The sequence below is a fragment of the Burkholderia sp. AU44665 genome (genome assembly GCF_030504405.1).
In the GTDB taxonomy this organism is placed as follows: Bacteria; Pseudomonadota; Gammaproteobacteria; order Burkholderiales; family Burkholderiaceae; genus Burkholderia; species Burkholderia semiarida.
The window spans coordinates 971,132-990,718 of record NZ_JAUJRI010000001.1 but is presented as its reverse complement, the minus strand read 5'-3'; the positions used below and the strand labels follow the sequence as shown (position 1 = coordinate 990,718).

Here is a 19,587-nt window from a genome sequence, read left to right as displayed (position 1 = left end):
TGCGTCAGAACATGGTGTTCCGGTTCGCCGACGTTTCCGGCACCGGCTGGATCACGTCCCAATGTTCGACGATCTTGCCGTCCTTCACGCGGAAGATGTCGACCACCGCTTCGCCGCGATCGCCCGGGCGCTCGGTCGCATGCACGTGCAGGTACACCAGATCCCCGTCGGCCGCGCTGCGGACGATGCGTGCGCGTGACGCCGGATTCTTCTGGAACGCGCCGACGAAGTACGACACGAACGGCTTCTTGCCGTCCGGCACGTGCGGGTTGTGCTGTTTGTAGTCGTCCGCGACGACGGCGGCGGCCTCGAGCGCTTCGTGCCGGTTGAAGAAGCGGTCGTAGAACGTCAGCACGAGCTGGCGGTTGGCTTCCTCGGCCGCCAGGTCGCGCGTGGCCGGGCCGGTGGCCAGCGCGGCCGTCGATGCGGCCAGCAGAACGACTGCGGCAACGGCGTGAACGGGGGAGCGAAACGATGACATGTAGCGTTTTCCTGGTCTGACGATGCGTGGAGGGATGCGCGACTCGGGTGGCGCTGAACGCGCTCGCCGGCGAGCGATCGAGCCGTGGCCGCGCGATGCATCCCGTATCGGCATGAGCGATTCGCCGGCAAGACCACGAGATGCCGCTGCCGATAGTGCGCGATATCGTCATGCTTCGTTGAACTGGCGAATCCGGACGACGGGCAGGCGGCTGTCGGGCCGATCGAATGGTACAGTTGCCGCGAACCCGTCACAAGAAGTCACCGCGGTGTGAACAGGTCACGCCGCGGTGACTGTGTACCGCCCGTGAAAGAGAATTCCGTCATGCCGCTGCCGTCCGCCGACGAATCCGTCGATCTCGATCAGCCGTGCCCGATCCGCGATGTGCTGGACCGCATCGGCGACCAGTGGAGCCTGCTCGTGCTCGAGGCGCTGTCGGGCGGAACGATGCGCTTCAACGAACTCGGCCGTACGATCGGCGATGTGTCGAACCAGATGCTGTCGCGTACGCTGAAGCGGCTCGAGCAGGATGGCTTCGTCAGCCGCACGCTGTTCGCCGAAGTGCCGCCGCGGGTCGAATATGCGTTGACCGACCTCGGGCGTTCGTTCCTGACACCGATGCACGCGATGATCCGGTGGGCCGATGAACATCATCGTGCGATCTGCGCGTCGCGCCGTCGTGCGCGCGAGTCGGAAGAGGGCGTGAGTTGAGCGTGATACGTTGCGAACGAGCAGGGCGCGGTGAAGCGTGGCGGATGCACTTGCATCGCCATGAAATCACTTCGCGATCCAAGAGAGGTCGTCGAAATGGATAGCCCGACGATATGTTGCCGGGCACCCGCTGCCGTCGCGCATGATTCCGTGGCGCGGACGGCGCCGGCTCGCGCGCGCCGTTCCGCTCGGAACCTTCATCGGCCGGAGCCGGGCTGCTGTTTACCGCCACGAACCGTCGACGTAGACCCACACGGGCCCCTGGCGGCGCCAGTAGCCGGGCACCCAGCGGCGCCCGGGGCGCCGGGCGACCCAGCGACCGGGCACCCATATATAGCGGCCGCGTTGCCAGCGCCAGTAGCCGTCCGTCCATATATAGCCATGCGGCCGTGGCGGCGGTGGGCGGCGGTCGCGCCGCGCGGCCGGCGGCGCGAAGGTCGGGCGATCCGCATGGGGCGGGCCGCCCGGTACGCGGTTCGGGCCGGATGGACGGTACACGGGCGGGGCGGGCTGGGCCGAGGCGGCGCGCAGCCAGCCGGTACCCGCGAAGGCAGCGGTCAATCCGATGGCGCGCAGCAGCGAGCGTCGATTCATGGCGATTCCTGTTCAGTATTCGAGGTCGCCTTACATTAGCCTGCCGATGCGCCCGGAGGGTTACACGGGCGGTCAAGGCTGTTACCGAGTGTCACGAAACGCCGCTCTTTCCCTTTCCGACGGCTGACGGGATCTCGTCGTGGCTATGGGCGTCGCTGCGGTTTGTGGGGTGGAGGGGACCGTCCGAGATGCCGGCTGGCCAATATTTGAGATTGAGTCGGGTAACAATTACCGATTTTGGGGTGCCGAACCGAATCCGCTTGTTGTTTCTATGCAACCGTCAAGACGCTGACATGTAAGAATGGTGCGATGAAAGGCTCCAAAAAGCACGCGTCAAGAAGTCAAAAACAAACGTTAAAACAAATACTTATGACGCTTCCGCACTTTCATTATTTCTAGTTCTGGAAAAGGTTATTTCTTTATTTGCGGATCGCTCCCCTAGGGTACACCCCTAAACTCACGGTTCCCAAACGGGCAACTATCCGGGCGCCGCCAGCAGGACCGATGGCGCTCCCGGGCGGTTGAGACCGTTTATGAACAAGGTCGCGAGACCTGCCTCTTTTTAGAAGGGAGCTCCACGAATGAACAAGACTCTGATCGTTGCAGCAGCTGCAGCATCGTTCGCTACCGTCGCTCACGCACAAAGCAGCGTCACGCTGTACGGCGTGCTGGACGCAGGCATCACCTACCAAAGCAACGTCGCCAGCAAGTCGCTGTGGTCGATGGGCTCGGGTATCGACCAGAGCCGTTTCGGCCTGCGTGGTTCGGAAGACCTCGGTGGCGGCCTGAAGGCAATCTTCACGTTGGAAAGCGGCTTCAACATCGGTAACGGCCGTCTGGGCAACAACGGTGGCATGTTCAACCGTCAAGCGTTCGTCGGTCTGTCGAGCCAGTACGGTACGGTCACGCTGGGTAAGCAATACGACGCAACGCAAGACTACCTGGCGCCGCTGACGGCAACGGGTTCGTGGGGCGGCACGTACTTCGCTCACCCGCTGAACAACGACCGTCTGAGCACGAACGGTGACGTCGCGCTGAACAACTCGATCAAGTACACGAGCGCTAACTACGCTGGCCTGCAATTCGGCGGCACGTACTCGTTCTCGAACAACCAGAACTTCGGCAACAACCGTGCATACAGCGGCGGTCTGTCGTACCAGTTCCAAGGCCTGAAGCTGGGTGCAGCATACTCGCAAGCGAACCTCGGCGACGGTACCAACGCCAACGGCGCGACGAACATCGCTGCACAAGGCCGTGTCCGCACGTACGGTGCTGCTGCTGGTTACGCATTCGGCCCGGCGCAAGTCGGCGCTGCATGGACGCAGTCGCGTATCGACAACCAAGCTGTCGGCGTTCCGTCGCTGCGCGCTGACAACTACGAAGTCAACGCAAAGTACAACCTGACGCCGGCTCTCGGCCTCGGCGCAGCATACACGTACACGAACGCGAAGGTTAACGGTGGCAGCTCGCACTGGAACCAGTTCGGCCTGCAAGCTGACTACTCGCTGTCGAAGCGCACGGACGTGTACGCACAAGCTGTGTACCAGCGCGGTGCGAAGAACAACGCGTTTGGCACGTCGATCTACAACGGCGACAACACGACGGCTCCGAGCTCGTCGATCAACCAAACCGCAGCAACGGTTGGTCTGCGTCACCGCTTCTAAGCGTGACGGGCGGGGCAACCCGCTTCGCAGCATCGAAAAGGCGCCTTCGGGCGCCTTTTTTTCGTCCGCAGAAAGCGATGACGATAATCGGGAGCGTCCGAATGCAAAAAAGCGAGGCTCGTGCCTCGCTTTTTCGTTCTGCGCCCGTATGGCGCGGTGCGGGTCGACCGGTGGCTCAGCGCGTGTATTCGCCGTTGGCTTCCGGCTGGAACACGATCTCGGCGACCTTCATCAGCTTTTCGGCACCGCTCGGCTGCATCACCTTGACCATCTGGCCGCGTTGCGTGCCCAGCAGCGCCATGCCGACGGGCGAGAAGACGTTCAAGCGGCCGAGTTCGAGGTTGGCGGCGTCCGGATAAACGATCGTCCAGGTGGCCTGTTCCTGGGTCGCTTCGTCGAGTAGCGTGATCTGCGAGTTCATCGTGACGACGTTCGCCTTGATGGCGTCGGGCTGGACGATATCGGCGCGTTCGAGCAGCGTGTCGAGCATCGTCTGGAAGCGCGGGTTGTGCTCGGCGTGCTTTTCGAGGCGAGCGACGTCGAGTTCGGTCAGCTGGTAAAGGCGTTGTTTCATGGGAGTTCTCCAAATGATCGGCAGGGGCAGGCGTGGCGTGCCTATGAGGATCGCCCGGAGCCTGTCTGACCTGGCTCCGGGGTGGAGACCGAGCGGTCAGATCAGGCGCCGGGCAGGGGCGAGCGGCGCCTGGGCCGTGCGTCGAGCGAGGGGATGCGCCGGCTGGCCGGCGCACGCGCGCACGCCGGCCGGGCCGGACGGCGAAACCGAAAGGGGCGTGAGCGCGTACATGGTGGACGGAATATCGACTGGCGAATAAAACCTTACGATTCTACAACACAACCTTCCGGGCAAGTGATTCGATTGTTGGCGTTTCGTCAGCGATTGTTGTGCGGATGAAGCAAGTTGCAACGCCTCTGTCTGAAAACCATCGGCGATTTTTTCCAGAAACGCAACGCTGTATATTCAAACTAAGGGTTTCCCCTTGGTTCGGCGAGCACTACACTGGACTCAATCGCTTCAGACAGTCCCCGTCGAGGCGACGTCAAAAGACAACATATTCCGGAGGTAAATCATGAAGTCGATCGTCTACGCAGCCATCGCCGCATCCGTCCTTGCCGCTCCGATTGCATCGTTCGCGCAGTCCGAGCAGGGGTTGACCCGCGCTCAGGTCAAGGCCGAACTCGTGCAACTCGAGCAGAACGGCTACAAGCCGGTGGCGAGCGATTCGCAATATCCGAGCGACATCCAGGCTGCTGAACAGCGTATCCAGCCGAACCAGCCTGCGCTCGCGCAGGCCGATACGAGCGGCTACGGTGCCGTGGCGACGGGTGCCGCACAATCCGGCCGCCGTGTGACGCGGGAAGCGCCGAATCCCGTGAATTCGGTCTACTTCGGTAACTAATTGAACGTTTCCCGGGTCTGCCCGAGCGCACCGCTGAATCGACGAGACGCGCGCTGACCGCGCGTCGTTCGCCCGCAGGAGCAGAACCTCCGTCGCCGCATGCCGGCGGCTTTGAGCCCAGACGCTGACGCGTTTGGGCCTTTTTTGCTGACGCGAATCAGGCCGACGTGACGGTAGGTGTGCCGTGGATATAGTGTTCGAGTTGGCTGATCGTGAACTGCTGATCGGCAATCACGCTCTTCACGAGGTCGCCGATCGAGATGAGGCCGACCAGCTTGCCGCCGTCGAGCACGGGCAGGTGGCGCATCCGGTGCTCGGTCATCAGCGCCATGCACTCGTCTGTGGATTGTGACGGTTCGACGTAGCGCACCTTCGCCGTCATGATTTCCTCGACGCGGGTGGCTTTCGACGAGCGGTCCTGCAGGACGATCTTGCGCGCGTAGTCGCGCTCGGTGACGATGCCCGCGATGTCGTCGCCGTCCACGACCAGCAGTGCACCGATACCCTTTTCGGCCATCAGCTTGATGGCGTCGTAGACGAGATCGGTCTTCGTGACGGTGTAGATGGTACGGCCCGAATCCGGCTTGGCCTTGAGAATCTGCGCGACAGTCGTGCTCATTCGCTTTCTCCGTATGCAGGTCGATGCAGGGCAGGCGGGACGTGATGCTCGTCACCCGGTGAGCCCAGTATAGCCGGGCGGGTGGCGGCAGTCGCGTGACGTTTCCAGATTAGCGGTAAACTCCCGTCACGCACCATCCACACAACTCCTACATTCCTGAACGTTTCGATTGAATTCATGATGTCTTCGCGTCCCCAATCGCCCTCGCCGGGCAATGGCCAGGCCGACGAGTGCGTGACGCTCGTCGCCACCGCGTCGCTGCCTACGCGCTACGGTACGTTCACGTCATACGCGTTTCGCGTATCGGGCAGCGATGCCGAACATCTCGCGCTCGTGATGGGCGACGTGACCGGCGAGCAGTCCGTGCTCACCCGTCTGCATTCCGAATGCCTGACCGGTGACGTGTTCGGCTCGTACCGCTGCGATTGCGGCGAGCAACTCGATCTCGCGTTGCGCTACATCGCCGCCGAAAACCGCGGCGTGCTGCTGTATCTGCGCGGTCATGAAGGCCGCGGCATCGGCCTGAGCAACAAGATCCGCGCGTACGCGCTGCAGGAGCAGGGGCGCGATACCGTCGAGGCGAACCTCGATCTCGGTCTCCCCGACGACGCCCGCGAATACGACTCGGCCGCCGCGATCCTGCGCATCCTCGGCGTGACGTCGGTGCGGCTGATGAGCAACAACCCGAAGAAGTTCGACACGCTCGTGAAGCACGGTATTCCCGTCTGCGAGCGCGTGGCGCTCGCGGTGCCTGTGCGCGAGGAAAACGAACGTTATATCCGCACGAAGCAAACGAAGTTCGGGCATTACTTCGAAGAAAACGAGTAACCGGGCGGGGCGCGCCAGCGCCCCGTTTCTCGTCATCTGTTCTTCCGATCGTTGCCGGTACACGCGACGATCGCGATCTCTTCCCTCATGCGTTCCAGTACCGGGCATGTGACGTCGGCTACGTTGTGCGCGGCGTCCGTCCGCTCCGTACTCCCGTCATGATCACGCCGCCGAATCGAAACCGAATGCCTGACGCTGCGTCGCTCGCAACCGGCCGACGCGGAGACGCGACCGCGACGACGGCCACGTCGGCGTGTAACGGCTCACGCGCGTCAGCCCGTCAACGCCACGTCCCGTTCTGCAACACGATCCGGTAGCCGTCGGCATCCTCGAAGGTTTGACCTGATATTTCCCAGTATGGATTCAATGACGTCACCGGCATGAAGCCGTGTTCGGTCGCGCGCTCGCAGGCGGCTTCCCATTCCGGACGATCGGGCAGGTAGAACACGATCAGGTCCTCGGGCGTCGGCGACGGCGCGATCGGATGATCGGGGCAGTGCGTGAACTCGAAATGGTAGTCGAGGCCTTCGCGTCCGAGCATCACGCCGGAAAAGCCGTCGTGATCCTCGAAGCGCGCCAGTACCGACAGATCGAGGGCGTCGCGATACATGCGCTCGGTGCGGGCGAGGTTGCTGACCGGGCGGGCAATGCGCAGATGGGCGTGCAAGATGGCCTCGGCGGGAAGTGGCGGGCCGCTCGATGATAAGCGGCCGATCGCGATTGCGCGAGGCGAGCGAACCGCGCTTCGGGCGATACTTGCCGTATCGAACGATATCGATTCGACGCGGCCAAACGGATTGAATTGTTGAGCCACGTTTCGCGCAAGAAAAAACATGACGCTTCTCGATCCAGTGTGTGCACACCGCATTGCAGTGGCCACTCGTCAGCAAGACCTTCGAAGGCATGCGTTCGGCTGCGCCTGCCGCACGACGTGCGGATATGCGTATACCAGACCGGAGGTGACGAATGGGTAAGCCCGATCTTCGCCGGCCGGTTGCCGGACCTTATCGCCAGTCGCGATGGGCGGCCGGACTGGAGGATGCCTTCGGATGGGTGGCAAAGGGGACGTTCGTACTGGCCGGCCTGACGATGGTCGCATTGGCGGCGCTGACGGGCGACGTCGGCGCCGTGACGGACCTGCCGACGACCAGAAAGGGCTGGTTGTACCTGCTGCTGATACTGGTCGTGATGGTCGCGCTGATATTTGCGGTGCATCACTACTGGCTACGCCCGGCCAGCGTGCGTCCAGCGGGCTAGCCTGACGTGGGGCTGGATATGGCCCCGAAAACCGTTCAGGCAATAAAAAAGCCCGCTGCTTGAGCGGGCCGAATCCATGTTTGGAGACATGGAGGAGACAGACGTAAATTTAAGGGAAAACCCGGACGTTTGCAAGCGCTTGTTGTATCCGCACAACCTGCCGCCGCCCCAGCCCGCCCGGTGGCGGCGCGCGGCACGGCTTCATTCACACGCCGCCGGCTCGTGCATGCGCCGCAAACGCGCCGAACCGCCGTTGCGCGACGGGCAACGCATATTTGCTGCGCATCTCCGTTTCGATCCATGCACACGCCTCGCGCGCACAGTCAGTCAGTGCGTTCCGCGTCGCATGCCCGTCGATGTCGTAGACGAAACGCACGCCAACCTCGTCCTCGCCAACCTGTCGTTCGAGCTGATTGAGCTGCAGTTGCGGCCCGTGCTGTTGCGACAGCGCGCGAAGTTCGTCGAAGTGATATTCGAGCCAGTCGGCGAAGAACAGCGCGTCGCTGTGGCAGGGCAGGCGAAAAGCCGCGCTGCGCGACGGGCGTGACGCGATTTCGCCGGCCGCCGCATGCGGTTCGCCGTCGACGGCGACCGGCCGATCGACCGGCGCGAGCGGGTGCCGGATCCGCCGGTACGGCGCCCGATCGCGCAATGCATGCCACAGCAGTTCGTCGCCGGCGGCGCCGGACGGCTGCATCGTCAGGTCGTGCCGGCCGTCGCCGGTCGCGGCGATGTCGCGGATCACGAGGCGCAGCGAGCACAGCGGCTCGTCCGCGACCAGCAGGGTTGCCGGGCGCGGCAGCCCGCACACGAGCGGCGCGGCGCCGGCGGCGCGAAACACGAGCCCGCGGCGGTCGAGCCGCACGAGCGGCAACGGCCTCGGAAACGACGGATAGGCGACCGTGATGCGGGCGCCGCCGGCGCCCGTCAACCCGGGCATCATCGCGCGAAAGACCTGAGACTGGTCCACGTTGGTTCTCCTTCGTTACGATGCCGCCTGGACGGAAACGCGCGTTCCGGCTCAGGCGGCGATAGCTTGCCGGGCGACCTGCCCGGGCTCGATGCCCAGTGCGGCAAACGTTTGCGGATCGATGTCGATCCAGCACGCGACCACCAGACGCCCGTCCACCTGCTTCGGCGGGCCTGCGCGGTGCGCGTGGATGCCGATCCGGCGGAACAGCCGCTCCATGCTCGCGAACGTCACGCCGATCAACTGCCGCGCGCCGAGCTGCGCCGCGCACTCGACGACCGCCGCGAGCATCGGGCGTACGGCCCATTCGGCGTTGCCGGGCCCGCCTTCGTCGTCGGTCGCCGCGAATCGGGACAGTTCCCAGACGGCGGCCGATTGCGGCAGCGGCATGTCCTCGGCGACCAGGTCGGCGAACAGCGACTTCAGCAGGTACGGGCGCGTCGTCGGCAGCAGGCGCGCGCATCCGCACATGTCGCCGGCGGCGTTTCGCGCAAACACGTAGACGGTATCGTCGCGATCGAACTGGTCGCGCTCGAAACTTTCGTTCGCCGACGGGAGCGCCCAGCCGAGCTGTTCGACGAACACACGGCGCCGATAGCGCCCTAGATCCGCCGCGAGTTCGTGTGGCAACCGCCCTTCTTCGTGAACGAAGGTCTGCATGGATGTCCTCGGATCTGTGCTTTTGTATGCGTGCATTACAGCGCGCGGCACGAGTTGCCTGTAACTGGTAACTCTTACAGGGTGGCGTCGATGGACGCCATCCGGGACGTGGTAACGGTTTCTTGATCGACGGGATTGAAAACCGGGCCGCTTTTGCTTATAAAGAGCGCCAGTCTTGCAATATCGTCAGAGGAATGCGCAGCCAGTTGTCACTGGAGCGTCGGACCGGCATGATAGGCGTCGTTGTGCCCGAGGAGGGCCGACGCGACCGCGGCGGGCCAGTCGATGGCGGCGAGCCTTGCGGCGAGCGCGGCGGCCGTGCGGAACATGCCGATGTCGGCACCCTTGGCGTCGATGGCCATCACGTTGCTGCGGACATCGCCGCCCGCGATCATGAACGTGCCCGTCGCGCGTTCGAGATACCAGTCCCAGCCGACCGTCACGTACGCGACGCCGGCACCGGCCGCGCGATGCCATTCGGTATAGCCGGCGAGGCGCGCGTCGATCGCGTTGTCGCGCAGTTCGGCCAGCAGCGACGGGTCGAGGCCGCTCTCGACATGGTCGAGCACGAGGGCGGCCAGTGCGCTTTCTGACAGGCGTACGTAGCCGTCCGGGGACGGGCCGGCGACAGGGTGCAGCAAGGGTGAAGTCATGCGCGGAATGTATCAGCCTCGAAAGGGTGCTGGAACCTGACAAGTATGACAGCGTGACGTTGTCGGAGAAAGAATGGAACTGCGCTGGCAGGATGCCTACCAACAATTCAGCGCCGCGGAAGACGAGCAGCAGCTCTTCCAGCGGATTGCTGCCTATTCCAAGCGGTTGGGGTTCGAATACTGCTGTTACGGCATTCGCGTACCGCTGCCCGTTTCGAAGCCGGCGGTCGCCATCTTCAATACCTATCCGGACGGCTGGATGGCGCACTACCAGGCGCGGAACTATATCGAGATCGATTCGACGGTTCGCGACGGCGCACTCAGCACCAACATGATCGTCTGGCCGGACGTCGACAACATCGACCCGTGCCCGCTGTGGCAGGACGCGCGCGATTTCGGGCTGTCGGTGGGCGTCGCGCAGTCGAGCTGGGCGGCGCGCGGTGCGTTCGGTCTGCTGAGCATCGCCCGTCATGCCGACCGGCTGACGCCGGCCGAGATCAACATGCTGACGCTGCAGACCAACTGGCTCGCGAACCTGTCGCATTCGCTGATGAGCCGCTTCATGGTGCCGAAGCTGTCGCCCGCGGCGGGCGTCACGCTGACCGCGCGCGAGCGCGAGGTGCTGTGCTGGACGGCCGAGGGCAAGACCGCGTGCGAAATCGGCCAGATCCTCAGCATCTCGGAGCGGACTGTGAACTTCCACGTGAACAACATCCTCGAGAAGCTCGGCGCGACCAACAAGGTCCAGGCGGTCGTCAAGGCGATCTCGGCCGGGCTCATCGAAGCACCGTGACGTGACGTTGCGCGACGGCGCCGCCGGAGGCGGCTGCCGCCACGCGGCTCACTCCATCATCGGTTCCACTTCCTTCGCCGTCCAGCTCACGCTGGAAATGCTTTTCTCCATGCTCATCCGGCTCGCGATCTGCTCGAGTTTCTGCTGATCCTTCGGATGCAGCTTCAGCGTCGCGGTGACCTTCAGCCGGTCCGGCTGGTCGGGCACGTCTTCGCTCGTGAGGCTCTGGAACGACAGCGGCTTCGCATACATCGCGTTCGACAGCAGCGTGCGGATGTGGACTTCGTCGGCAGCGAGGCAGATCACGGTAATCTGGTATTCGCGCACGAGGTCGGCGTTCGAGACGGGCGTCGCGTTGATCGCCTGGCTGACGCCGCGCAACACCGTATTGGTGAGCAGCACGACGCCCGTGCCGGCAAGCGCGGGCACGTAGTGGCCGGAGCCGGCCAGCACGCCGACGGCGGCCGAGCACCACAGCGTCGCGGCCGTGTTGATGCCCTGGATCGAGCCCTTGTCGCGCATGATCACGCCGCCGCCGAGAAAGCCGACGCCGGACACGACGTAGGCGGCGATCTGCGTGACGCCCGCCACGCCGTTGCCGGTCAGCACGCCCAGCGTGACGAACAGGCATGCGCCGCTCGCGACGAGCGTGATGGTGCGCAGGCCGGCCGTGCGCTGGCGCATCTGGCGCTCGAGGCCGATGGCGACGCCGCAGGCGAACGCGGTGAAAAGACGGAGTGCGAAATCGAAAGTCATGGTTGTCCTGCCGTGCAAGAAGCGCGTGCCGGCTCGCGTCGCCGCGGCGCAAGGCCGAAGGCGACGCGGCGTCAGCCGTCATCGCGCGGTACTGTACCGCGCGAATGCGTCATTCAAATGTGAAACGGATGGCGTGCGGCTCGCGGAACGCGAGCCGGGGCAGGAGAACTGCGGCGGACAGGCGTTCAGGCGGCAAGCGGCGCACGCAACGGAGTGCTGCAACTGTCCACGATGGTTCCTGAAGGAAGAATGGGCGGCATTCTAGTAGGCGGCGCGCGGCCGCGTCAACCGCCTGGGCGGTGCTACTGCGCCGAGCCGATCGTGCCCGTCGCGAGCGCGAGCGCGGCGGCGGCCGACAAGGCGCCGGCATAGCTGTCGACTTCCGCGTTGCGCGCGGCGAGCAACTGGCTTTGCGCGATCGTCGCGTCGGTGACCGAGCCGACGCCGTTCCGGTACGCGGTCAGCGCTGCGTCGTAGCTCGTTTGCGCGGCATCGACGAGCGCCTTCGCGGCGTCGTGCGACGCGAGGCTCGTCTGCACCGCGTTCTGCGCGGCGACGACCTGGCGCACCGCTTCCTCCTTGGTCCGCGTGAGGCGCGCGGATGCGCTTTCCGCGTCGTTGCGCGCCTGCATCAGCACGGCCGAGCGCAGGCCGCCGTCGTACAGCGGGATCGTCACGCCGAGGAACACGCCGCCGCCGTAGCGGCTGCCGTTCAGGTTGACGGTGGGCGCCTGGTCGCCGATCGCGGGCAGCGCGGAAATGGCCGTGCCGCCGCTGGCATACGACGTCGACGCGGACAGGAAGATCTTCGGCATGAACGCGGCTTGCGCCGCCTTGATCTTCGCGCGATTGGCCTTTTCTAGCGCGAACGCACCCTGCAGGTCGGGGCGGCGCGCGATCGCGTCCGACACGATCGCGTCGACGGACGAACCGAGCGCAGGCGGCAGCGGCCGCTGCGGCAACGCGGCGATCGTCGGCTTCGACAGCGGCGAGATGCCGAGCGCGGAGACGAGCGCGAGGTAACCGTCGCTCTCGGCGCCGTTGGCTTGCACGAGCGCGAGGTTCGCCTGCGCGCGGTTCTGCGTCGCCTGCGCGAGCTCGACGACCGTGCCGACGCCGTGCTTGAGCCGTGCACGGGACGCCGCGAGAATCGCATCCGCGTTCGCGAGGCCCTGTTGCGCGCTCAGGGCGCGCGAGCGAGCGGCTTCGTAGCGGTAGTACGAGACCGTCACGTCGTGGATCACCTGCTGGTGCACGGCCGTGAACGCGACGTTCGATGCGATCGACGCCTGTTCGGCCGCTTCGACGCGCGCCGCGCGGCCGCCGAAATCGAACAGCAGCCATTGCAGCGACAGCGCCGAAATCGTCCCGTGCACGGTGGTGTTGCTCGACGAATCGCCGAGGATCGTCGACGTCGAGCCGTGGTTCGCCTGGTACGCGCCCATCGCCGTCGCCGACAGGCGCGGCAGGTATGCGGACTTGGCGAGGCCGACCGCCAGCGCCGCGTTGCGCGCGTCGTTCCATGCGATGCGGGTCAGCGGATTGGCCGATTCGGCGAGATCGATCAGTTCCGGCAGCGTGTACGCATGCGCGGCATCGAGCGCGGCCGGCGGCGGCACCGACGCGAGCGCCGGCGACGCGGGCAGCGTGTAGTCGTGCACACCTTGCACGGCGGCGCGCGGCGGCGCCGCCACGATGTCGCCCGCGGCCGACGTTTGCGGCTGCCACGGGCGGTCGGATGCCTCCGGCGCCAGATCGATCGACGACGTCGCGCAGCCGGCCAGCGCGACGGCGGTCGCGAGCGCGGCGGCGGCGATCGGGGCGGCCGGCGGTTCAGGTACGCGCATGAGGGGCAGGCTCCTTCGGTGTGGCTTGACGGGCGGCGTCGGCGATGTGCGCGAGCCGTGTGTCGATCAGGTTCAGCAGCGCGTCGCGTGCGGGGTCGGTGGGGGTGGTGCTCGAAGGTGGCGCCGGGGCATTCGCGCGGGGCGTGGTTTCGTCATCGCCCGGCGCAGCCGCGCGCGCAAGCTGTGCGCCGATCGCCGCGTCGCCGGGTTTGCGTTCGGCGAGCAGGAACAGCGGGACTTCGAGCGCATCGAGTTCCGCGAGTGCTCGCCGTCGCGTGGCGAGCCACGTCGCGGCCGGCCGCACCCACGACGGTTCGTAATGGACCAGGCCGAGTTCTTGCGAGATCGCCCCGTGACGCGCGAACGCGTCGGACGCGAGCGCGCGTCGTTCGGCCGGCTGGGCGATCTGCGCGATGCGTCGCCACTGGTCGAGCAGCGCGGCGAACGCGGAGTCGATCTGCTTGCCGATGCTGACGGGCCAGATGCGCGTGAATACGAGATACACGACGACGTTGCCGAGCAGGATGCCGATCGTGCGATCGCGCGCGAGCGTCAGGTCGAAGCCGGGGCCGGCGCCCTGGATCACGCACAGGAAGAACGCGAACGCGACCTGGAAACCCGCGTACGCGATGCGCGGCGAGCCGAATGCGACCCACGCGGACAGCCACGCGCCGGCGAAGACGAGCGCCATCAGTTCGCCGATCGACGACAGCGACGGGACGACGAACACGAGCGCGGCGGTGCCGATCAGCGCGCCGACGATGCAGCCGGCGATGCGCAGCGTGAGTTTCTCGACCGTTTCCGCGGTCGAGCCGAGCGACACCATGTAGCAGGTGATGAAGCAGGTATGGATGCCCGACCAGTCGAGTTGCGAATACAGCAGGTAGCAGAACATTGCCGCTGCCGTCGTTTTCAGCGCATAGCGGACGTGGTCGGGATTGGTGCGCGCGTCGGGCAGGAAGAAGCCGCCGCGCGGGGCGGGTGGTGCGGCGGGTTCCGCCGGTTTGTCGGCGGCGGTATCGGTTGATGAGGCCGATACGGCCGGTGCGTCGGTTGCGGGCGGCTGCGCGAACTGCGTGATCGCGATGTGCAGGTCCGCCGCGACGACGCGTGCGAGCGGCGGCAGCGCATCGGGCGCCGGCAGCGCGAGCGTCACGTCGACCGGATAGCCGCCCTGTTCGAGGATCGCGGCCATCTCGTCGAGCGTCGCCGCGATCGGCGTGGCGAATGCGTCGGGCAGCCGCGCCGCCGGTTCACGATCCGCAAGCGCGACCGCGACGAGCAGCGCGGTGCTCGACGCGACGGCCTGCCGCAACGCGACGACATCGGCACCGGACGACGAACCTTCGAACTTCGACAGCTTCAGCCACGTGAGCAGCTGCTTGTCGCCTTCGCGCAGGCTGGCATCGAACGCGTCGCGCGCGCCGCCGTCGCCGCGCAGCCGCCGCGCGGCGAGCCGCAGCCGTTTCGCGAGCTGCGCGTGCGCGAGCTTGCGCGGCGACGGCGCGATCAGCAGGTTGACGACGATCGCGACGCCGACGGGGATCGCGACCATCAGCCACGCATAGAGCAGCGCGCGCGTCGCGGCTTCGCCGACCGGCGCCAGGCCCAGCTCGTCGAGCCCGAAGCCGACGATCATCGCGAGAATCGCGCCGACCGGGCGCAGCTTGCTGGCGGACGTCAGGTAGAGCAGGCCGACTGACAGCACGGCCATGCACGCGACGCGCAGCACCGAATACTCGATGCTGAAGATCGCGACGCCGATCACGAGCGCGATCACGAGCGTGACGAGCAGCAGCATCGCGACCGCGAGCACGGCGCTCGTCACGCGATCGGCGCGGTTCAGGAAGAACACGACATACGCGGAAATCGCGGCTTCGGGCGTGCCGTATCCGCTCGTCACGAGCACGACGAGCGCACAGATTAGCGCGACGCGCACGGCCATGGCCGCGCGCCCCGGAAACGGCGCGAGCAGTCGCAGGACTTCGCGCGGGCCCGGCGAGCGGACGTCAGCGGCAGGCTGAGCCATGCCGGACCTCGACGATCGCGCTCGCGCCGACACGTACGAGCTTGCCGTCGGGTTCGTCGAGCTTCACGCGCACGGGGAAGCGCTGCGCGACGTGCACCCAGTTCACCGAGCGCTGCACGATCGGCAGCGAGCGCGGCAGGTTGATGCGGTCGCTGTCCGCGATGCCCGCGCCGATGCCGACGACCTTGCCCGTCATCGGGCGGTCGCGGTCGATCATCGAATAGACGGTCGCGCAGTCGCCCACCGCGATGCGATTGAGTGACGTTTCGCGGAAATTGCCGACCGCGAACCATTCGCTCGCGTCGATCAGCGTGAAGATCGACTGGTTCGGCGCAAGCGTTTCACCGGGGAGCACGCTCAGGCCCGTCACGAGCCCGTCGTGCGGCGCGCGCACGACCGTATCGTCGAGCGCATGCCGTGCGCGGGCCAGCGCCGCTTCGCGCGCGTGCAGCGTCGCGATCGCGTCGGCGTCGTCGCCGATCGTCTGCGCGGACGCGCGCTGCTGTTCTCGCGCCTGTGCGAGCGAGACGGACGCGTCGCGCTGGCGCACCTTCGCCTGGTCGAACTGCTGCACGCTGACGTAGCCCTGCGCGGCGAGCGGCGCGAGCCGGTTCACGTCGCGCGTCGCGAGATCGTAGTTCTGCGTCGCGCGCTTGACCTGCTCGGCGGCGACGGACGCGTTCGAACGCTCGCCGATCAGCGAACGGCGGCGTGTGTCGAGCGACGCGCGCGCGAGTTCGAGATCGGCCTGCGCCTGCGCGACGGTCAGCCGGTACGGTACGGGATCGATCACGTACAGCAGGTCGCCTTTCGCGACGCGCTGGTTTTCATGCACCGCGAGCTGCACGATGCGGCCGCCGACCGGCGACGCGACGTGCACGACGTCCGCGTCGATCGACGCGTCGTCGGTGGACGGGTAGGCCGTCGTGCGGTGGTACGCGTACGCGAGCGCCGCGATGCCGAGCGCGACGATCGCGAGCGCGATGACGCGGCCTTTGACGGAGGGGCGGGCGATGCCGGCGGCCTTCATGCGAACGGTCCCGTGCCGGTGAGCCAGACGAGCACGGCGACCACGAGCCCGATCGCGGTGCAGACGGCGAGTTGGTAGGGCACCGTCGCGGCCCAGCCGGTCGCGACGAACACGCGGTGTGCGACGATCGCGCCGACGATGCCGACGATCGCGCTGACGAGCCACAACGGGAAGTACGCGCCGAACAGCACGTAGGACGGCGCGCCGCGCGATGCACAGCCCGCGAGCGGCAGGGCGGGCGCGAGGACGGCGGCGATACGCAGCGGCGCGCGCGGCGTTGTTGTTCTCATGGTGTGACGAGCTCGACGTTGGGGGTGGATGCCGGGCGCGGCGCAATGCGGATCGTCGCAACCGGCCGGGCCGCGACGACGATTTCAGGATACGGGGCCGATCATAAATCAGCGTAATGCGGATCGCCAGCGATCCGGCGCGCGTCCACGGCAGGGGCGAGGTTGACCGTGGCCGCGCCATCGGTCATGCCGGACGGTCCGGCAGTGCGTGTCGGCAGCGATGATCGGACCGCCGCGATTCTGCCAGCACCCGCTCGTGCAGGGTTGCGAATGGACTGTCAAGGATCGTCAGACGAAATCGTGCAGCGGGATTTGCCATGTCGACGCAGCGGCAATCGGCGCGCAAACCGCCGATTGCCGCTCGAACGCATGCGAATTAGTCCGGCTGGACGCGTGCGTCCTCGACGAGCAGGTCGGCGAAATCGCGCGCGAAACGCGGAGGCGCATCGAGATCGGCGACGCAGATCTGCAACCGGCGCTCGGCCCAGTCGTCTTCGAGCGCGACGAGACGCGGCGCCATCGTCTTCGCATGACGGCGCGCGGTGCCTTCGGGCAGCACGCCGACGTTTGCTTCGATCATCCGGCAGGCCGTCTCGAAGTTGCCGACCTGGATGCGCCTGCGCAGCGTGAGCAGCACCCCGCCGGCGACGATGCCGACGTCGATCAAGCCTGCCTGCGCAGCGCGCACGATGTCGGGGCTCACCCGTTCCTGCATGTCGATCGTCACGTGCGGATGATCGACGAGACAGCGGCGCCGCACCGCCGGCCGCGACCCGTCGTCGCGGCCGGGATCTGTGTACCATCGTGCGTAGGGTGCGACGCGCGGCACCGGGCATGGCGGCCCGATGCGGCGCGCGTCGCGGAAGCGGTCGTGCAACGAAGGTGAGCGTTCCATGCGAAGTTTCTTTGTCCGGTTCATTGCGATCGGCGTGCTGTTCCATCTGTACGTCGGGATGCGGATCATTCCCGATGCGTTCGTGTCGCCGCTCGCGCGCACGATCGCGGCGCTCGTGCTGGCGAGTTTCGTCGTCTTGATTCCGGTCGGGATGTTCTCGCGCCGCTTCGACGAAGGGTGGGCGGCGACGCTGGTCGGCTGGGCGGGCGCGCTCGCGATGGGCTTCTTCTCGTCGCTGCTGGTGCTGACGTTCCTGCGCGACATCGTGCTGCTCGGCGTGCTCGCGTGGCGACATCTCGGGCATGACGGCGCATGGAGCGGCGCGGCGCCCGACACGGCGCTCGGCGTGCTGGCGGCCGCGGTGCTCGTGACGGCGATCGGGTTCGTCGGCGCGCGCCGCACGGCGGCGGTCAAGCGCGTGTCGATTCCGGTCGCCGGCCTGCCGGCCGCGCTCGACGGGCTGACGATCGTGCAACTATCCGACATCCACGTCGGCCCGACGATCAAGCGGCCCTACATCGAACGGATCGTGCGCGCGGTCAATGCGCTCGACTCCGACCTGGTGGTCGTGACGGGCGACGTGGTGGACGGTTCGGTCAAGCGCCTGCGCGAACACACGGCGCCGCTCGGCGAGATGCGCTCGCGGCACGGCACCTTCCTCGTGACGGGCAACCACGAGTACTACGCGGGTGCGCATGCGTGGATCGATGAATTTCGGCGAATCGGGCTGACCGTGCTGCTGAACGAGCACGTGCTGATCGAGCGCGGCGGCGCGCGGGCGGTGCTCGCGGGCGTGACCGACTTCACGGCCGGCGGCTTCGATCCCGCCCATCGCAGCGATCCGGAGCGGGCGTTGGCCGGTGCGCCGCCCGACGTCGGCACGAAGATCCTGCTCGCGCACCAGCCGCGCAGCGCGGAAGCGGCGAACCGCGCGGGCTTTACCGTGCAGTTGTCGGGGCACACGCATGGCGGCCAGTTCCTGCCGTGGCCGCCGTTCGTGCGTCTGCAGCAGCCGGTGATCGGCGGGCTGAACCGCATCGGCGACATGTGGCTGTATACGAGCCGCGGCACTGGGTACTGGGGGCCGCCGAACCGCTTCGGCGTGCCGTCCGAGATCACGCTGATTCGGCTGACACGCGGGTAGCCGGTGGCCGAGGACGGCCGTTACGCGACGCGAACGCGCATCGCGCGCCCCCCGGTTTCCTTTCGTCGGGAATGGCAGCGCATGGCGGCGTGCGGCGCCGTTGGCTAGTATGCAGACATGCGTTCGCTCCGTTCCTTGCCCGGTCCTGCCGACATGTCGACGCCCGATCTCTTCGCTGATACGCCCGTGCCCGACGTGGACTGGTACCCGGACTGGCTGGCGCCGCCCGACGCCGATCGCGCGCTGGCCGCGCTGATCGACGAGGTCGCGTGGCGGCAGGACACGATCCGTACGCCGCGCGGACGCATTCCGTTGCCGAGGCTCACCGCGTGGCAGGGCGAACCGGATGCCGTGTACGTGTACTCCGGAATCCGCAACGTGCCGGAGCCGTGGACGCCGGCCGTGCTCGCCCTCAAGCGTGCGGTCGAGGCGACGTGCGGCGTGCGTTTCAACAGCGTGCTGCTCAATCGCTATCGCAACGGGCTGGACAGCCTCGGCTGGCATGCGGACAACGAACCCGAACTCGGCGATGCGCCGGTGATCGCGTCGGTGAGCCTCGGCGCGATGCGAGTGTTCGATCTTCGCCATCGCGCGACCGGCGTCACGCATGCATACCGCCTCGTGCATGGCAGCCTGCTCGTGATGCGCGGACGCACGCAGGCCGAATGGCAGCACCGCGTGCCGAAGGCGCCCAGCGTACAGGGCGAACGCGTCAACCTGACCTTCCGGCGCGTGTCGATGGCGGCCGAATAGGTCGCACCCCGTTTCCGTGATTCGCGAAAGGCCAATGCAAGCCATCGCGCGTGCGGCACGTTGCCGCACGAACGCGATGGCGGGCCGGCCGACGTGTCGCTCAGCCCCGTCCCGCAAGGCTTTGAGTCAGATTCGATCGAACGGGCGGTTCCGATAGATGAGTGAAACCTCTGATGGTGCGTCGCAACAATCGCT

The 19,587-nt window shown here is 66.5% G+C and carries 21 protein-coding genes and 1 pseudogene; 8 read left to right on the top strand and 14 right to left on the bottom strand.

The genetic code is table 11. From position 1 onward, the window contains the following. Positions 1–4: 4 nt before the first annotated feature. Positions 5–481 (bottom strand): nuclear transport factor 2 family protein, encoded by a 477-nt coding sequence (locus QZM15_RS04385; protein WP_059639697.1) that lies wholly within the window; start codon positions 479–481, stop codon positions 5–7. A 324-nt stretch (positions 482–805) separates the two neighbouring features. Here QZM15_RS04385 and QZM15_RS04380 point away from each other — a divergent pair, with 324 nt between their 5' ends. Next, positions 806–1,192: a helix-turn-helix domain-containing protein gene (locus tag QZM15_RS04380; RefSeq protein WP_060310718.1), complete on the top strand. Its 387-nt coding sequence runs from the start codon at positions 806–808 to the stop codon at positions 1,190–1,192. A gap of 222 nt (positions 1,193–1,414) precedes the next feature. Here the strand turns inward: QZM15_RS04380 and QZM15_RS04375 are convergent, their stop codons facing one another. Then, positions 1,415–1,786, bottom strand: a complete 372-nt coding sequence (locus QZM15_RS04375; protein ID WP_081103981.1) for a YXWGXW repeat-containing protein — start codon at positions 1,784–1,786, stop codon at positions 1,415–1,417. A 581-nt stretch (positions 1,787–2,367) separates the two neighbouring features. Here QZM15_RS04375 and QZM15_RS04370 point away from each other — a divergent pair. Beyond that, on the top strand, positions 2,368–3,450 hold the full coding sequence (locus QZM15_RS04370; RefSeq protein ID WP_059584854.1) for a porin: 1,083 nt from the start codon (positions 2,368–2,370) through the stop codon (positions 3,448–3,450). 175 nt (positions 3,451–3,625) lie between these two features. On the opposite strand, the gene QZM15_RS04365 is transcribed toward QZM15_RS04370, so the two are convergent. Then, entirely contained in the window at positions 3,626–4,024 is a 399-nt protein-coding gene (locus tag QZM15_RS04365; protein WP_027781009.1) for a GreA/GreB family elongation factor, read from the bottom strand. Positions 4,025–4,538: 514 nt separating this feature from the next. Here QZM15_RS04365 and QZM15_RS04360 point away from each other — a divergent pair. Next, positions 4,539–4,868: a DUF4148 domain-containing protein gene (locus QZM15_RS04360; protein WP_059584855.1), complete on the top strand. Its 330-nt coding sequence runs from the start codon at positions 4,539–4,541 to the stop codon at positions 4,866–4,868. A 157-nt stretch (positions 4,869–5,025) separates the two neighbouring features. Here QZM15_RS04360 and QZM15_RS04355 read toward each other — a convergent pair whose 3' ends face one another. After that, on the bottom strand, positions 5,026–5,487 hold the full coding sequence (locus QZM15_RS04355) for a CBS domain-containing protein (RefSeq protein WP_012339746.1): 462 nt from the start codon (positions 5,485–5,487) through the stop codon (positions 5,026–5,028). 177 nt (positions 5,488–5,664) lie between these two features. Here QZM15_RS04355 and ribA point away from each other — a divergent pair, with 177 nt between their 5' ends. Next, positions 5,665–6,315, top strand: a complete 651-nt coding sequence (ribA, locus tag QZM15_RS04350) for a GTP cyclohydrolase II (protein WP_059584856.1) — start codon at positions 5,665–5,667, stop codon at positions 6,313–6,315. 280 nt (positions 6,316–6,595) lie between these two features. On the opposite strand, the gene QZM15_RS04345 is transcribed toward ribA, so the two are convergent. Further along, positions 6,596–6,982, bottom strand: coding sequence for a VOC family protein (locus tag QZM15_RS04345; RefSeq protein WP_302105885.1), 387 nt, complete (start codon positions 6,980–6,982; stop codon positions 6,596–6,598). A 299-nt stretch (positions 6,983–7,281) separates the two neighbouring features. On the opposite strand from QZM15_RS04345, the gene QZM15_RS04340 reads away from it, so the two are divergent. Next, complete coding sequence (locus tag QZM15_RS04340; RefSeq protein ID WP_302105884.1) at positions 7,282–7,572, top strand: hypothetical protein; 291 nt, start codon at positions 7,282–7,284, stop codon at positions 7,570–7,572. A 205-nt stretch (positions 7,573–7,777) separates the two neighbouring features. Here the strand turns inward: QZM15_RS04340 and QZM15_RS04335 are convergent, their stop codons facing one another. From QZM15_RS04335 to QZM15_RS04325, 3 genes are all read right to left on the bottom strand, one after another. Then, positions 7,778–8,542 carry a hypothetical protein gene (locus QZM15_RS04335; RefSeq protein WP_059639691.1) on the bottom strand — a complete coding sequence of 255 codons (765 nt, stop codon included), beginning with the start codon at positions 8,540–8,542 and terminating at the stop codon, positions 7,778–7,780. A 51-nt stretch (positions 8,543–8,593) separates the two neighbouring features. Next, positions 8,594–9,202: an acyl-homoserine-lactone synthase gene (locus QZM15_RS04330; protein WP_059584865.1), complete on the bottom strand. Its 609-nt coding sequence runs from the start codon at positions 9,200–9,202 to the stop codon at positions 8,594–8,596. A 209-nt stretch (positions 9,203–9,411) separates the two neighbouring features. After that, complete coding sequence (locus QZM15_RS04325) at positions 9,412–9,855, bottom strand: DUF4902 domain-containing protein (RefSeq protein WP_059584866.1); 444 nt, start codon at positions 9,853–9,855, stop codon at positions 9,412–9,414. Between the two features lie 73 nt (positions 9,856–9,928). Between QZM15_RS04325 and QZM15_RS04320 the strand changes: the two genes are divergently transcribed. Beyond that, a complete protein-coding gene (locus QZM15_RS04320; protein ID WP_059584867.1) occupies positions 9,929–10,648 on the top strand; it encodes an autoinducer binding domain-containing protein in 720 nt (239 codons plus the stop codon). Between the two features lie 48 nt (positions 10,649–10,696). Here the strand turns inward: QZM15_RS04320 and QZM15_RS04315 are convergent, their stop codons facing one another. The 6 genes and pseudogenes from QZM15_RS04315 to QZM15_RS04290 form a co-directional block, all read right to left on the bottom strand. Then, positions 10,697–11,404 carry an MgtC/SapB family protein gene (locus QZM15_RS04315; protein WP_059639689.1) on the bottom strand — a complete coding sequence of 236 codons (708 nt, stop codon included), beginning with the start codon at positions 11,402–11,404 and terminating at the stop codon, positions 10,697–10,699. A gap of 302 nt (positions 11,405–11,706) precedes the next feature. Continuing rightward, on the bottom strand, positions 11,707–13,251 hold the full coding sequence (locus QZM15_RS04310) for a TolC family protein (RefSeq protein ID WP_124859968.1): 1,545 nt from the start codon (positions 13,249–13,251) through the stop codon (positions 11,707–11,709). Then, a complete protein-coding gene (locus QZM15_RS04305) occupies positions 13,238–15,280 on the bottom strand; it encodes an FUSC family protein (RefSeq protein ID WP_302105883.1) in 2,043 nt (680 codons plus the stop codon). The genes QZM15_RS04310 and QZM15_RS04305 overlap by 14 nt, the downstream gene beginning before the upstream one ends. After that, the gene (mdtN, locus tag QZM15_RS04300; RefSeq protein ID WP_302105882.1) at positions 15,261–16,310 is read right to left on the bottom strand and encodes a multidrug transporter subunit MdtN; all 1,050 of its coding nucleotides are present in this window, start codon (positions 16,308–16,310) and stop codon (positions 15,261–15,263) included. The genes QZM15_RS04305 and mdtN overlap by 20 nt, the downstream gene beginning before the upstream one ends. Further along, positions 16,307–16,600 carry a hypothetical protein gene (locus tag QZM15_RS04295; protein ID WP_059584872.1) on the bottom strand — a complete coding sequence of 98 codons (294 nt, stop codon included), beginning with the start codon at positions 16,598–16,600 and terminating at the stop codon, positions 16,307–16,309. Before QZM15_RS04295 ends, mdtN begins: the two co-directional genes overlap by 4 nt. 376 nt (positions 16,601–16,976) lie before the next feature. Beyond that, a pseudogene (locus QZM15_RS04290) lies at positions 16,977–17,345 on the bottom strand (LysR family transcriptional regulator); the annotation flags it as partial. Between the two features lie 148 nt (positions 17,346–17,493). Here QZM15_RS04290 and QZM15_RS04285 point away from each other — a divergent pair. Further along, positions 17,494–18,639, top strand: coding sequence for a metallophosphoesterase (locus QZM15_RS04285; protein WP_302105881.1), 1,146 nt, complete (start codon positions 17,494–17,496; stop codon positions 18,637–18,639). Positions 18,640–18,792: 153 nt separating this feature from the next. Further along, positions 18,793–19,392 carry an alpha-ketoglutarate-dependent dioxygenase AlkB gene (locus QZM15_RS04280; RefSeq protein ID WP_060310749.1) on the top strand — a complete coding sequence of 200 codons (600 nt, stop codon included), beginning with the start codon at positions 18,793–18,795 and terminating at the stop codon, positions 19,390–19,392. The last annotated feature ends 195 nt before the right edge of the window (positions 19,393–19,587 follow it).

Coding starts and splice junctions, on each gene's coding strand:
- QZM15_RS04320 (WP_059584867.1), top strand. CDS start 9,929: ATGGAACTGCGCTGGCAGGATGCCTACCAACAATTCAGCGCCGCGGAA.
- QZM15_RS04370 (WP_059584854.1), top strand. CDS start 2,368: ATGAACAAGACTCTGATCGTTGCAGCAGCTGCAGCATCGTTCGCTACC.
- QZM15_RS04330 (WP_059584865.1), bottom strand. CDS start 9,202: ATGCAGACCTTCGTTCACGAAGAAGGGCGGTTGCCACACGAACTCGCG.
- QZM15_RS04325 (WP_059584866.1), bottom strand. CDS start 9,855: ATGACTTCACCCTTGCTGCACCCTGTCGCCGGCCCGTCCCCGGACGGC.
- QZM15_RS04360 (WP_059584855.1), top strand. CDS start 4,539: ATGAAGTCGATCGTCTACGCAGCCATCGCCGCATCCGTCCTTGCCGCT.
- QZM15_RS04365 (WP_027781009.1), bottom strand. CDS start 4,024: ATGAAACAACGCCTTTACCAGCTGACCGAACTCGACGTCGCTCGCCTC.
- QZM15_RS04375 (WP_081103981.1), bottom strand. CDS start 1,786: ATGAATCGACGCTCGCTGCTGCGCGCCATCGGATTGACCGCTGCCTTC.
- QZM15_RS04385 (WP_059639697.1), bottom strand. CDS start 481: ATGTCATCGTTTCGCTCCCCCGTTCACGCCGTTGCCGCAGTCGTTCTG.
- QZM15_RS04340 (WP_302105884.1), top strand. CDS start 7,282: ATGGGTAAGCCCGATCTTCGCCGGCCGGTTGCCGGACCTTATCGCCAG.
- ribA (WP_059584856.1), top strand. CDS start 5,665: ATGATGTCTTCGCGTCCCCAATCGCCCTCGCCGGGCAATGGCCAGGCC.
- QZM15_RS04310 (WP_124859968.1), bottom strand. CDS start 13,251: ATGCGCGTACCTGAACCGCCGGCCGCCCCGATCGCCGCCGCCGCGCTC.
- QZM15_RS04305 (WP_302105883.1), bottom strand. CDS start 15,280: ATGGCTCAGCCTGCCGCTGACGTCCGCTCGCCGGGCCCGCGCGAAGTC.
- QZM15_RS04355 (WP_012339746.1), bottom strand. CDS start 5,487: ATGAGCACGACTGTCGCGCAGATTCTCAAGGCCAAGCCGGATTCGGGC.
- QZM15_RS04380 (WP_060310718.1), top strand. CDS start 806: ATGCCGCTGCCGTCCGCCGACGAATCCGTCGATCTCGATCAGCCGTGC.
- QZM15_RS04315 (WP_059639689.1), bottom strand. CDS start 11,404: ATGACTTTCGATTTCGCACTCCGTCTTTTCACCGCGTTCGCCTGCGGC.
- mdtN (WP_302105882.1), bottom strand. CDS start 16,310: ATGAAGGCCGCCGGCATCGCCCGCCCCTCCGTCAAAGGCCGCGTCATC.
- QZM15_RS04280 (WP_060310749.1), top strand. CDS start 18,793: ATGTCGACGCCCGATCTCTTCGCTGATACGCCCGTGCCCGACGTGGAC.
- QZM15_RS04285 (WP_302105881.1), top strand. CDS start 17,494: ATGCGAAGTTTCTTTGTCCGGTTCATTGCGATCGGCGTGCTGTTCCAT.
- QZM15_RS04295 (WP_059584872.1), bottom strand. CDS start 16,600: ATGAGAACAACAACGCCGCGCGCGCCGCTGCGTATCGCCGCCGTCCTC.